Source organism: Nocardia sp. NPDC049526 (assembly GCF_044465765.1).
In the GTDB taxonomy this organism is placed as follows: domain Bacteria; phylum Actinomycetota; class Actinomycetes; order Mycobacteriales; family Mycobacteriaceae; genus Nocardia.
Window position 1 is genome coordinate 229,580 of record NZ_JBITMA010000012.1, and the last position, 12,105, is coordinate 241,684.

Annotated in this window: 13 protein-coding genes; all 13 read left to right on the forward strand. The window is 64.0% G+C overall.

Translation table 11 applies throughout. The annotated features are described in order from the left end of the window. Positions 1 to 24 precede the first annotated feature (24 nt). The 13 genes from ACIBW7_RS32995 (at position 25) to murA (ending at position 11,716) form a co-directional block, all read left to right on the forward strand. Complete coding sequence (locus ACIBW7_RS32995; RefSeq protein WP_040687108.1) at positions 25 to 1,167, forward strand: glycosyltransferase family 4 protein; 1,143 nt, start codon at positions 25 to 27, stop codon at positions 1,165 to 1,167. A 26-nt stretch (positions 1,168 to 1,193) separates the two neighbouring features. Further along, complete coding sequence (locus ACIBW7_RS33000; protein WP_397053206.1) at positions 1,194 to 1,649, forward strand: hypothetical protein; 456 nt, start codon at positions 1,194 to 1,196, stop codon at positions 1,647 to 1,649. 245 nt (positions 1,650 to 1,894) lie between these two features. After that, entirely contained in the window at positions 1,895 to 2,743 is an 849-nt protein-coding gene (gene atpB / locus ACIBW7_RS33005; RefSeq protein WP_245567032.1) for a F0F1 ATP synthase subunit A, read from the forward strand. 72 nt (positions 2,744 to 2,815) lie between these two features. After that, positions 2,816 to 3,064, forward strand: a complete 249-nt coding sequence (locus ACIBW7_RS33010; protein WP_040687112.1) for an ATP synthase F0 subunit C — start codon at positions 2,816 to 2,818, stop codon at positions 3,062 to 3,064. Positions 3,065 to 3,071: 7 nt separating this feature from the next. Then, on the forward strand, positions 3,072 to 3,632 hold the full coding sequence (locus ACIBW7_RS33015) for a F0F1 ATP synthase subunit B (protein ID WP_040687114.1): 561 nt from the start codon (positions 3,072 to 3,074) through the stop codon (positions 3,630 to 3,632). 19 nt (positions 3,633 to 3,651) lie between these two features. After that, entirely contained in the window at positions 3,652 to 4,458 is an 807-nt protein-coding gene (locus ACIBW7_RS33020; protein WP_397053208.1) for a F0F1 ATP synthase subunit delta, read from the forward strand. 49 nt (positions 4,459 to 4,507) lie between these two features. Continuing rightward, the gene (gene atpA / locus ACIBW7_RS33025) at positions 4,508 to 6,145 is read left to right on the forward strand and encodes a F0F1 ATP synthase subunit alpha (RefSeq protein WP_387294045.1); all 1,638 of its coding nucleotides are present in this window, start codon (positions 4,508 to 4,510) and stop codon (positions 6,143 to 6,145) included. 58 nt (positions 6,146 to 6,203) lie between these two features. Further along, a complete protein-coding gene (locus tag ACIBW7_RS33030; RefSeq protein WP_397053210.1) occupies positions 6,204 to 7,175 on the forward strand; it encodes a F0F1 ATP synthase subunit gamma in 972 nt (323 codons plus the stop codon). Positions 7,176 to 7,193: 18 nt separating this feature from the next. Further along, positions 7,194 to 8,636 carry a F0F1 ATP synthase subunit beta gene (atpD, locus tag ACIBW7_RS33035; protein WP_063047772.1) on the forward strand — a complete coding sequence of 481 codons (1,443 nt, stop codon included), beginning with the start codon at positions 7,194 to 7,196 and terminating at the stop codon, positions 8,634 to 8,636. A 6-nt stretch (positions 8,637 to 8,642) separates the two neighbouring features. Further along, positions 8,643 to 9,017, forward strand: coding sequence for a F0F1 ATP synthase subunit epsilon (locus ACIBW7_RS33040; protein WP_397053213.1), 375 nt, complete (start codon positions 8,643 to 8,645; stop codon positions 9,015 to 9,017). 275 nt (positions 9,018 to 9,292) lie between these two features. After that, positions 9,293 to 9,715, forward strand: a complete 423-nt coding sequence (locus ACIBW7_RS33045; protein ID WP_040687141.1) for a DUF2550 domain-containing protein — start codon at positions 9,293 to 9,295, stop codon at positions 9,713 to 9,715. Between the two features lie 9 nt (positions 9,716 to 9,724). After that, positions 9,725 to 10,306, forward strand: coding sequence for a cob(I)yrinic acid a,c-diamide adenosyltransferase (locus ACIBW7_RS33050; RefSeq protein ID WP_397053215.1), 582 nt, complete (start codon positions 9,725 to 9,727; stop codon positions 10,304 to 10,306). Positions 10,307 to 10,456: 150 nt separating this feature from the next. After that, positions 10,457 to 11,716 (forward strand): UDP-N-acetylglucosamine 1-carboxyvinyltransferase, encoded by a 1,260-nt coding sequence (gene murA, locus ACIBW7_RS33055; RefSeq protein WP_397053217.1) that lies wholly within the window; start codon positions 10,457 to 10,459, stop codon positions 11,714 to 11,716. Positions 11,717 to 12,105: the final 389 nt, after the last annotated feature.

Consider the following 12,105-nt stretch of genomic DNA (forward strand, 5'->3'; position numbering starts at 1 on the left):
TCGTATGGCGGATCAGATAAACGGATGATCGGTTCGGGTGCGGTAGTTCCTTTGCGCGAGCTGCTGCTCGTGCTTCTCATCTCGGGCACGGTGACCTTCCTGGCCACCGGCGGAATTCGGGTGCTCGCCATCGCCTTCGGCGCGGTGGCGGTGCCGCGCGAGCGGGATGTGCACGTCAAACCGATTCCGCGAATGGGCGGCGTCGGCATGTACGTCGGGGTGGTCGCAGCGGTACTGTTCGCGCACCAATTGCCCGCGCTGCGAAGGGGTTTCGATTACGCGCCGGATATTCCGGCGGTACTGGTGGCGGCCACCCTCATCGTGCTCGTCGGCATCGTCGATGACCGCTGGGGATTGGACGCGCTGACAAAATTCGCAGGTCAGGTCACCGCCGCCGGTGTGATGGCGGTGATGGGCCTGAGCTGGTACGTCATCTACAACCCGTTCAACGACACGACAGTGGTGCTGGACGCGCTCCAGGGCGGCCTGGTCACGGTCGGCATCACGGTGACGCTGGTCAACGCGATGAATTTCGTCGACGGACTCGACGGTCTCGCGGCCGGATTGGGTCTGATCTGCGCGGGTGCGGTCTTCGTATTCACCGTCGGCCTGCTCTACAGCCAGGGCGGTTCGGTCGACACATATCCGCCTGCCCTGCTCGCCGCCGCGCTTGCGGGCGCGTGCATGGGATTTCTGCCACACAACTTTTCGCCCGCCCGGATATTCATGGGTGATTCCGGTTCGATGTTGATCGGGCTCATGTTGGCCGCGGTGTCGACGGGCGCCTCGGGCCGAATCAATTTGGCGGGCTACGGACCTCGCGATATCGTCGGTCTGCTTTCGCCGCTGCTGCTCGTCGGTGCGGTGATGTTCATTCCGGTATTGGATCTGCTGTTGGCGATCGTGCGCCGCGTTCGGGCCGGTGTGAGTTTCTCGACACCGGACAAAATGCACTTGCATCACCGGCTGTTGCAGATCGGACATTCGCACCGTCGCGTTGTGCTGGTGATCTATTTGTGGGTCGGTGTGCTCGCCTTCGGCGCTGTCGGCACTTCGTTGATCCATGATCGCCGGATTGTGGTGTTGATGATGGCGGGCGGACTGGTTTTCGCGCTGGTGGTGACCGCCATACCGGGCCTGCGGCGCAAGGAGCCCGCGGATTCGTAAAGCAAGGCCCAGGTAAAGTTCGAGTCGTGAGTCTCACTAACCCCGTCCCCGGTCCCGACGCCCCGCTGAAGGCGGCGCTGCGCTACGGCGTAATCGGTTTGGCCGTGTTGGTGGTGGTTTCGATGGCCATCGCCTCGGCCGTCGCTGGCCTGTCCGGACTCTGGGGCGCACTGCTCGGCGCGGCCATCGGTGGCGGCTTCATTCTGACCACCGCGGCCGTCGTGCTGTTCGGCGCGAAGCTGCCGGCGAGCACCGCGGGCCTGGTCATGCTGGTGAGTTGGGTGGGCAAGCTGCTGGTCGCGATGATCGTGATCGCGGTGCTGCAGCGGTTCGACTTCTACGACCGGATGGCACTGTTCCTGACCGTGGTCGGGTCCTTGCTCATCGTTCTCGGCGCGGAGACGTATGGCGTTCTGCGACAGAAGGTTCCGTACGTAAACATACCGACCGGTGAGTCCGATTTGCCCTCTGCGCAGCAATAATCGCCCCCACCTACACGCTGTCGTAGATAACTTGGTAAAGTGTTGGTAAGCAAGCGACCAAGCGAGGGGGGATCACCGAGATCTCGCCGAGTGGCAGCTATGCTTACTGCCGTGCCGGGCTCCGAGGGGTTCCGGTTCTGCATGTCGACGAATGTCGCCGACACTACGTACAGACGCCCATGCGGATTGCCGCACAGCTGCTGACGAATTTTCGAGCCGACCTGAGTCGACCCAATTGATCGTCAATGTCCGATCGAACCGCGGGAATGACCGTACCCGCGGCCCGAACACGGGAGAGAACGCTGAGCGTCACCACTTTGGCGGGCGAGTTCCACGCGCCATCGCTGTCCGACTTCTTCCCTCCAGCAGTGCTGTTCGAGGGTACGCCGTTCGAACTCGACCGTTTGATGCTGATCCGGCTGTTGATGACCGCCGTTCTGGTGCTCGTCATGGTGCTGGCATTCCGCAATCCTCGCATCGTCCCGCGCGGTCTGCAGAACATCGCCGAAACCGGTCTGGTCTTCGTCAAGGATCAGATTGCCGAAGAGGTGCTCGGTAAAGAATCCGGTCGCAAGTACCTCCCGTTGATCGCGACGATCTTCTTCACGGTTCTCTTTCTCAACTTCTCCGGCATCATTCCGGGGCTGAACATCTCGTCGAACGCCCGAATCGGCATGCCGCTGGTGCTGGCCCTCATCGCGTATCTCGCGTTCAACTTCGTGGGTATCAAGAAGTACGGGTTCGTCACCTACATGCGCAGCAGCATCGTCGTTCCGAATGTTCCGCCCGCATTGCACGTGTTGCTGATTCCGATCGAGTTCGTCTCGACGTTCATCCTGCGTCCGTTCACGCTGACCGTGCGACTCATGGCGAATATGCTGGCCGGCCACATCATGCTGGTGCTGTTCTTCAGCGCCACCTGGTTCTTCCTGTTCGACGCCGCGGCCTGGATGAAGGTGTTCTCGCCGTTCTCGCTGCTGGCCGGACTCGGGTTCACGCTGTTCGAGATGCTGGTCATCTTCCTGCAGGCCTACGTTTTCGCCCTGCTGACCGCCGTCTACATCGGACTCGCACAACACGCTGATTCGCACTGACCGAACACCTACCGGATATCTGCTACACCTCGCCGACCGGCGGGTGAGCAAAAGAAAGGGAATGGAAGACTCATGAGCCTCGCGTACCTGGCCCAGGAAGCCGCGACCACGTCGGAGAAGTTCAAGGGCTTCGGCGCCATCGGCTACGGCCTGGCCGCCATCGGCCCGGGCATCGGCGTGGGCATCGTCGTCGGTAAGGCCATCGAGGGTATTGCCCGTCAGCCCGAGCTGCAGGGCACCATCCGCACCAACATGTTCCTCGGTATCGCGTTCACCGAGGCCCTCGCCCTGATCGGCCTTGTGGCCGGCTTCATCTTCTGAGATTGCTATGAGCACGCTTTCTTTGCTCGCGGCGGAGACAGGGGAGGACATCAATCCCCTTATCCCCGAGACCTACGACATCGTCTGGTCGGTGGTCTGCATTGCGATCATCGGCGTCATTTTCTACAAGTACGTCATCCCGCGCCTCATCAAGGTGTTGGATGAACGTGCGGACAAGATCGAGGGTGGAATCCAGCGGGCCGAGGCCGCGCAGGAAGAAGCCCAGCTGACGCTGCAGCAGTACCAGCAGCAGTTGGCCGACGCCAGGCTCGAGGCCGCGCGCATCCGTGAGGACGCACGCACCCAGGGCCAGCAGATCCTCGCGCAGATGCGCGCGGAAGCACAGGCCGAAAGCGACCGCATCGTCGCTGCCGGTCACAGCCAGCTGGAAGCACAGCGCCAGCAGATCCTGACCGAGCTGCGCGCCGAAGTCGGCAAAACTGCCGTCGATTTGGCCGAAAAGATTATCGGACAGTCGGTTTCGGACGAAGCTAAGCAAGCGGCATCGATCGACCGGTTCCTGTCCGAACTCGATCAGTCGGATGCCGGCATCGGGGTCGGAAGGTAGCGACGCGAAAGTGAGAAGCATGTACGCAGCGAGCCGCGAGGCAAGCTCCCGGGCACGGGAGGCACTTCGGGCCGCTCTGACCGGAAGCGACAGTGTTGCGGCCACGACGGGGTCGGAACTGTTCGCCGTTGTCGCCGTGCTGGATGACCAGCGTTCGCTGCGTGTTGCGCTCGCGGACGTGTCGGTGCCCGGCTCGGTGCGCGCCGAACTCAGCGAGCGGGTCTTCAGCGGCAAGGTCAGCCCCGCCACCTTGGCGGTGCTGACCACCGCGGTGGCCCAGAACTGGTCGCGCACCGCCGATTTGGTCGACACCCTGGTGTTGCTCGGCCAGGAGGCGTTGCTGGAGTCCGCCGCCGACAGCGGACGACTCGGGGCGGTCGAGGACGAATTGTTCCGGCTCGGCCGGATCATCGGCGACAATCCCGAACTCGAGCAGGCACTTTCGGATCGTGCGAAGCCCGCAGCGGCCAAGCGTGAACTGATCGACCGGCTGCTCGCGGGCAAGACCGAGACCATCACCCAGACCCTGGCGGATCAGGTGGTCACCCGGTCGACGAATATCGGCGGCGCGTTCGGCGAGCTGTCCGATCTCGCGGCCGCGCGGCGCGATCAGATCGTCGCGCATGTGCGTGCCGCGGTCGCGCTGACCGACCAGCAGCGCGACCACCTCGGGGCGTCGTTGCAGCGCATCTACGGCAAGCCGGTCACGGTGCACGTGCAGGTCGATCCGAGTCTGCTGACCGGCGTCGTGGTGCAGGTCGGCGACGACCTGATCGACGGCAGCGCCACCGGCCGCTTGGCACGGCTGCGTCGGGCTCTGGCCTGACGATCCACCTCCCCCGACATCCAGACCAGACAGCGAGAGCAGGAAGACTATGGCGGAGCTGACGATCTCCACCGATGAGATCCGTAGCGCGATCGAGAGCTACACCCAGAGCTACACCCCGGAAACCTCCATCGAAGAAGTCGGTGTTGTCACCGACTGCAGTGACGGCATCGCGCACGTCAGCGGCCTGCCCTCGGCGATGGCCAATGAACTGCTCGAATTCCCGGGTGGTGTGCTCGGCGTCGCGCTGAACCTCGAGGACCGTGCGATCGGTGCGGTCATCCTCGGCGAGTTCGCGGAAATCGAAGAGGGCCAGCAGGTTCGCCGCACCGGCGACGTGCTCTCGGTCCCCGTCGGTGACAAGTTCCTCGGCCGCGTGGTCAACCCGCTCGGCCAGCCGATCGACGGCCTGGGCGAGATCGAGGCCGAAGAGCAGCGCGTGCTGGAGCTGCAGGCCGCGACCGTGCTGCAGCGTCAGCCGGTCGAGGAGCCGCTGGCCACCGGTATCACCGCCATCGACGCCCTGACCGCGATCGGTCGTGGTCAGCGTCAGCTGATCATCGGCGACCGCAAGACCGGTAAGACCGCGGTCTGCATCGACGCGATCCTGGCGCAGAAGGCGAACTGGGAAACCGGCGACCCGAACAAGCAGGTTCGCTGCATCTACGTCGCGATCGGCCAGAAGGGTTCCACCATCGCGGGCGTGAAGACCGCGCTGGAATCGCACGGTGCGATGGAGTACACCACCATCGTCGCGGCCCCCGCCTCGGACTCGGCCGGCTTCAAATGGCTTGCGCCCTACACCGGTTCGGCGATCGGCCAGCACTGGATGTACCAGGGCAAGCACGTCCTGATCGTGTTCGACGACCTGACCAAGCAGGCCGAGGCGTACCGCGCCATCTCGCTGCTGCTGCGTCGTCCGCCGGGCCGCGAGGCCTACCCGGGTGACGTCTTCTACCTGCACTCGCGTCTGCTGGAGCGTTGCGCGAAGCTGTCCGACGAGATGGGCGCCGGCTCGATGACTGGTCTGCCGATCATCGAGACCAAGGCCAACGACATCTCGGCGTTCATCCCGACCAACGTCATCTCGATCACCGACGGCCAGGTCTTCCTCGAGTCCGACCTGTTCAACAAGGGTGTCCGTCCGGCGATCAATGTCGGTACCTCGGTCTCCCGTGTCGGTGGCGCCGCCCAGACCAAGGGCATGAAGAAGGTCGCCGGTTCGCTGCGTCTGGAAATGGCGCAGTACCGCGAGCTGGAGGCGTTCTCCGCCTTCGCCTCCGACCTCGACGCCGCGTCGCTGGCACAGCTGGAGCGCGGTGCCCGCTGGGTCGAGCTGCTCAAGCAGGACCAGTACTCGCCGGTTCCGGTCGAGGACCAGATCGTCTCGATCTTCCTGGTCGACGCCGGCTACTTCGACTCGGTTCCGGTCGCCGACATCCGGCGCTTCAACGTGGAACTGCTCGAGGATCTGCACCGCAGCGCGGCCGACGCCTTCAAGTCGATCCAGGGCGGCAAGGTTCTCGACAACGAGAACGGCGATGCCATCAAGGCGGCCACCGACAAGTTCAAGCAGGGCTTCCTCGCTTCCGACGGCTCGCGCGTCGTGAACGAGGCCGCCGCCGGTGAGCTCGACCACGAAGAGGTCGAATCGCTGTCGGTGACCCGCAAGCACGTCGAGAAGTAATCGAGAGCTAGCTGATGCGCTATTCGATTCTGGTGAATGAAGGGAGTGTGAACCGCTGATGGCAAGCTTGCGTGAATTGCGCTCCCGCATTCGTGGTGTGAGTTCGATCAAGAAGATCACCAAGGCACAGGAGCTGATCGCGACCTCGCGAATCTCCAAGGCCCAGGCCAGGGTTGCGGCCGCGAAGCCGTTCGCCGAGGAGATCACCAAGGTTCTCGGCGAACTCGCGAGTGCGTCGACGAATCTGTCGCACCCGCTGCTGACCGAGCGGGCCAACCCGCGCCGCGCCGCCGTCCTGGTGATCACCAGTGACAGCGGCATGTGCGGTGGCTACAACTCCAACGTGCTCAAGCGCGCCGAGGAGCTCATGGTCACCCTGCGTGGCGAGGGCAAGGAGCCGGTGCTGTACGTGATGGGCAATAAGGGCCTCACGTACTACACCTTCCGGAATCGGCCGGTGGTCAACGCGTGGACCGGGTTCTCCCAGCAGCCGAAGTACAACGATGCCACGGCCGCGTGCCACCACCTGGTGGACGCGTTCATGGCGGGCTCCGAGGCTGAGGTTCCGGCCCCGAACGGGGCGGGCAATATCGAGGGCGTCGACGAGTTGCACATCGTGTACACCCGTTTCGTCTCGATGCTGACCCAGACCCCCGAGGTGCGTCGCCTGGCGCCGATCCAGGTCAGCTATGTCGACGAAGACTACGACATGGGTGAGGACAGCTTCACCGACTCGCCGACCGCGGAACTCACCGCGCAGTACGAGTTCGAGCCCGATGCCGATGTGCTGCTGGCGGCGTTGCTGCCCAAGTACATCAACACGCGCATCTACTCATCGTTGCTCGAGGCAGCGGCATCCGAGTCCGCGGCTCGGCGCACCGCAATGAAGGCAGCCACCGACAACGCCAACGAACTGGCCAATGTGCTTACCCGGCAGGCGAATTCGGTGCGGCAGGCCCAGATCACGCAGGAAATCAGCGAAATCGTCGGCGGCGTGAACGCGCTGGCTTCGAGCTCGGACCGCGACTAAAGGCGCAGGAAGAGAAAAATGACCGCAGCAGTCACACAAGAGAGCCGGACCGGCGCGAAAACAGGTCGCGTCGTCCGCGTCATCGGCCCCGTCGTGGACGTCGAGTTCCCGCGGGGTTCCATCCCCGAGCTGTTCAACGCTCTGCACGCCGAGATCACCCTGACCTCGGTGGCCAAGACCCTGACCCTCGAGGTCGCCCAGCACCTCGGTGACAACATCGTGCGCACCATCTCGATGCAGCCCACCGACGGTCTGGTCCGTGGCGCCACCGTCACCGACACCGGCAAGCCGATCTCGGTGCCCGTCGGCGACATCACCAAGGGCCACGTGTTCAACGCCCTCGGCGACTGCCTCGACACCCCGGGTCTCGGCCGCGACGGCGAGCAGTGGGGCATCCACCGCAAGCCTCCGTCATTCGACCAGCTCGAGGGTAAGACCGAGATCCTGGAGACGGGCATCAAGGTCATCGACCTGCTGACCCCGTACGTGAAGGGCGGCAAGATCGGTCTGTTCGGTGGTGCCGGTGTCGGCAAGACCGTTCTGATCCAGGAGATGATCACCCGTATCGCGCGGGAGTTCTCCGGCACCTCGGTGTTCGCGGGCGTCGGTGAGCGCACCCGTGAGGGCACCGACCTGCACCTGGAAATGGAAGAGATGGGCGTCCTCCAGGACACCGCCCTCGTCTTCGGCCAGATGGACGAGCCGCCGGGCACCCGTATGCGCGTCGCGCTCTCGGCCCTGACCATGGCCGAGTACTTCCGCGACGTGCAGCACCAGGACGTGCTGCTGTTCATCGACAACATCTTCCGGTTCACCCAGGCCGGTTCCGAGGTATCGACCCTGCTCGGCCGCATGCCCTCGGCCGTCGGTTACCAGCCGACGCTGGCCGACGAGATGGGTGAGCTGCAGGAGCGCATCACCTCGACCCGTGGTCGGTCCATCACCTCGCTGCAGGCCATCTACGTGCCCGCCGACGACTACACCGACCCGGCCCCGGCGACCACCTTCGCCCACCTCGATGCGACGACCGAGCTCTCCCGCCCGATCTCGCAGAAGGGCATCTACCCGGCCGTCGACCCGCTGACCTCGACCTCCCGCATCCTGGAGGCCTCGATCGTCGGTGCGGAGCACTTCCGGGTCGCCAACGAGGTGAAGCGGATCCTGCAGAAGTACAAGGAACTGCAGGACATCATCGCCATTCTCGGCATGGACGAGCTCTCCGAAGAGGACAAGGTCCTCGTCGGCCGGGCCCGTCGTCTGGAGAAGTTCCTCGGCCAGAACTTCATCGTGGCCGAGAAGTTCACCGGCCAGCCGGGCTCCGTGGTGCCGCTGACCGACACCATCGAGGCGTTCGACCGCGTCTGCAAGGGCGAGTTCGACCACTTCCCGGAGCAGGCGTTCAACTCCTGCGGTGGTCTCGACGACGTCGAGGCGGCCGCGAAGAAGATCGCCGGAAAGTAGTCACCCATGGCGGAGATGTCAGTTGATCTGGTCGCCGTCGAACGTTTGCTCTGGTCCGGCCAGGCCACGTTCGTCAGCGCGCAGACCACCGAAGGTCAGATCGGCATCATGGCGGGTCACGAGCCGCTGCTCGGCCAGCTGGTCGAGGGCGGCATCGTGAGCATCGTGCCCACCGAGGGTGAGCGGATCACCGCGGCGGTGCACGGTGGGTTCTTCTCGGTGACCGCCACCTCGGTCCGGGTGCTGGCCGAATCCGCGGAGTTCGCCGATGAGATCGACGTCGAGGCGGCCCGACGGGTGCTGGCCGACGCCGATGCCTCCGAAGAGGCGAGGATCGCGGCCCAGGGCCAGGTGCGCGCGGTCGAAGAGGCGAAGGCGTAGTACCGCACCAGGATTGGGTACGACCCGATAGCACGGCGCTGTCGGCGGCGAAGTTATTCGCCGCCGACAGCGCCGTTTCCGGCTTCGAACGTTCAAAGACAAGGCCCGGCCATTTGTAAACTCGGGGCCGTGGTTGAATGGCCGCACGCGGTGTGAGCATCAGGCCCGGAGGCGGTAGCCTGCGTAACCACGGAGGGCCTGCGAACACCGCCAATCGAATACCGTGTCGTCGACACGGCGGCGGAACGAAGGGACGAACGGCATTGCAGACCGGGATGGTTCTCCTGATCATTCTGGTGCTCACGCTCGTTCTATTGGCGTTGGCCTCCACCTATCGGCTGATCATGTTGCGCCGCGGCGGCACCGCCGCGATTCTGCGGGTGCTGCCCGCGCGCGGCGGTCAGGGGTGGCGGCACGGCCTGATTCGATATGACGAGGATCGACTCGTCTTCTACAAGCTCTCCAGTCTGAAACTGGGCCCAGACTCCACCATTCGACGCCAGGGCATCGAGATCGGTGATCGGCGCGGCCCGCGTGGCGATGAATACGACATCATGACCGACGAGATCGCGGTGACCGCGGTTTCCGATAATGACGGCAATTACGAATTGGCCTTGGACCGCGGCTCACTGGCCGCCTTCCTCTCCTGGGTCGAATCCCGGCCCTCGGATCGCACCCGTCGGCTGCCCGGACTCTAGGCTGAACTCGTGAATGTGCACCTGACGCGGATCTATACGCGGACCGGCGACGACGGGACGACCGGTCTCAGCGATTTCTCGCGGGTGGCCAAAACCGATCCGCGGCTGGTCGCCTATGCCGACTGTGACGAAACGAACGCCGCCATCGGTGTAGCCGTCGCGCTCGGTGACCTTGCCCCGGAGTTGCTGAAGGTATTGCGCCAAGTGCAGAACGATCTGTTCGATGCGGGCGCGGATCTTTCGACCCCGGTGGTCGAGGAGCCGAAGTATCCGCCGCTGCGCATCACCCAGCCCTATATCGACCGTCTCGAAGCATGGTGCGACGAATTCAATGCCGATCTGCCCGCACTGAATTCGTTCATTCTGCCCGGCGGTACGCCGCTGGCCGCCCTGCTGCACACTGCCCGTACAGTGGCGCGGCGGGCGGAGCGTTCGGCATGGGCCGCGGTGCAGGCGCAGCCGGACGATACGAATATCCTTCCGGCGAAGTACCTGAACCGCCTCTCCGACCTGCTGTTCATCCTCAGCCGTGTCGCCAACCCAGGCGGTGACGTGTTGTGGAAGCCTGGTGGCGAACAAGGTGGTTCGTGAACTGTCCGATCCGCACCGACACGCGCAAAAGTTGCTGGACACCCCGAAAGTCGTCCCAGCTACCTGGATATAACCCCGGCACTGCTACCACCGGCCCGCAACGCAACTATCCTTTGCACCAACAGTGCGCCGAATACGCGGAGAGGCGGCATGGAACGGTTTTTGGTTACTGGCGGGAATCGACTCGTCGGTGAGGTCGCGGTCGGGGGTGCGAAGAACAGCGTCCTCAAGTTGATGGCGGCTGCATTGCTGGCCGAAGGCATGACCACCATTACGAACTGCCCGGACATCCTCGATGTGCCGTTGATGGGTGATGTGCTGCGCGGCCTCGGCTGCGACGTCACGATCGACGGGTCGGTCGTCACGATCAACACGCCTGCGGAGCCCAAGTACCACGCCGATTTTCCGGCGGTTACGCAGTTCCGCGCTTCGGTCTGTGTGCTCGGTCCGCTGATGGCGCGGTGTAAGCGCGCCGTTGTCGCCCTGCCCGGCGGTGACGCGATCGGTTCGCGGCCATTGGATATGCATCAGGCGGGTCTGCGTCTGCTCGGCGCGACCAGCGAAATCGAGCACGGTTGTGTGGTCGCGCGCGCGGACGAACTACAGGGTGCGCGGATCAGGCTGGACTTTCCCTCGGTGGGCGCGACCGAGAACATCCTCATGGCGGCCGTGCTGGCCGAGGGGGAGACGGTCATCGATAACGCGGCCCGTGAACCCGACATTGTCGATCTGTGCAACATGCTCGTTCGGATGGGTGCGCGGATCAGCGGCGCGGGTACCTCGGTGCTCACCATTCAAGGGGTCGAGCGGCTCGAGCCGACGACGCACCAGGTGATCGGCGACCGAATCGTGGCCGCGACTTGGGGGATCGCCGCCGTGATGACCATGGGCGATGTCCGGGTCACCGGTGTGAACCCCAAGCATCTGTCCCTTGTGCTGGACAAGCTGCGTTCGGCCGGTGCGCGTATTTCGTTCGAACCGGACGGTTTCCGGGTGATCCAGGCTGATCGGCCGCGCGCGGTGAATTTCTCGACGCTGCCTTTCCCCGGATTCCCGACCGATCTGCAGCCGATGGCGATCGGTCTGGCGGCGATTGCGGACGGCACCTCGATGATCACCGAGAACATCTTCGAGGCACGGTTCCGTTTCGTGGAGGAGATGATCCGGCTCGGCGCCGACGCGCGGACGGATGGGCATCATGCGGTGGTGCGCGGAATTCCGCGGCTGTCGAGTGCGCCGGTGTGGTCGTCGGATATTCGGGCCGGCGCCGGATTGGTACTCGCCGGTCTGGTTGCCGATGGCACCACCGAGGTGCACGACGTCTTCCATATCGACCGCGGCTACCCGAATTTCGTCGAGCAGCTGCAGGCGTTGGGTGGTCAGGTGGAGCGAGTCGGCGCCGCGGATTGATCATGTGAACGGAAGGCGACGATCACCTCTTGCCGAAAACCGTTCCTGACCAGGCGATTTGACATCGTGCACACCGACACGTAACTTTATTCGAGTCAGAGCGACACGGACACCGACCCGGGGCCCACGCGCTGAGCCGAAAGGCTGGGCGAAGGACCAGGGAAACGAGGTAGGACGTTGAGCGCCTGGCGATCACACTAGCTCGAACGAGACCCCGATTTTGAATCAGGTTCACGGCTGAGCTAAGCTGGATAAGTTGCCTCACCGATCGACCGGGGTCAAACCCGCTAGATGGTGTGTGCGTGTGTTCTTTGAGAACTCAATAGTGTGTCGATGAATGTCAGTGCCAAATATTATTTTGGTTCCGGCTCCTCAAACCCCCGTTTGGG

Bases quoted from the DNA above. Each gene is read 5' to 3' on its own strand.
- ACIBW7_RS32995 (WP_040687108.1), top strand. From the start codon at position 25: ATGATCGGTTCGGGTGCGGTAGTTCCTTTGCGCGAGCTGCTGCTCGTG.
- atpB (WP_245567032.1), top strand. From the start codon at position 1,895: ATGTCCGATCGAACCGCGGGAATGACCGTACCCGCGGCCCGAACACGG.
- ACIBW7_RS33010 (WP_040687112.1), top strand. From the start codon at position 2,816: ATGAGCCTCGCGTACCTGGCCCAGGAAGCCGCGACCACGTCGGAGAAG.
- ACIBW7_RS33015 (WP_040687114.1), top strand. From the start codon at position 3,072: ATGAGCACGCTTTCTTTGCTCGCGGCGGAGACAGGGGAGGACATCAAT.
- ACIBW7_RS33020 (WP_397053208.1), top strand. From the start codon at position 3,652: ATGTACGCAGCGAGCCGCGAGGCAAGCTCCCGGGCACGGGAGGCACTT.
- atpA (WP_387294045.1), top strand. From the start codon at position 4,508: ATGGCGGAGCTGACGATCTCCACCGATGAGATCCGTAGCGCGATCGAG.
- ACIBW7_RS33030 (WP_397053210.1), top strand. From the start codon at position 6,204: ATGGCAAGCTTGCGTGAATTGCGCTCCCGCATTCGTGGTGTGAGTTCG.
- atpD (WP_063047772.1), top strand. From the start codon at position 7,194: ATGACCGCAGCAGTCACACAAGAGAGCCGGACCGGCGCGAAAACAGGT.
- ACIBW7_RS33040 (WP_397053213.1), top strand. From the start codon at position 8,643: ATGGCGGAGATGTCAGTTGATCTGGTCGCCGTCGAACGTTTGCTCTGG.
- ACIBW7_RS33045 (WP_040687141.1), top strand. From the start codon at position 9,293: ATGGTTCTCCTGATCATTCTGGTGCTCACGCTCGTTCTATTGGCGTTG.
- murA (WP_397053217.1), top strand. From the start codon at position 10,457: ATGGAACGGTTTTTGGTTACTGGCGGGAATCGACTCGTCGGTGAGGTC.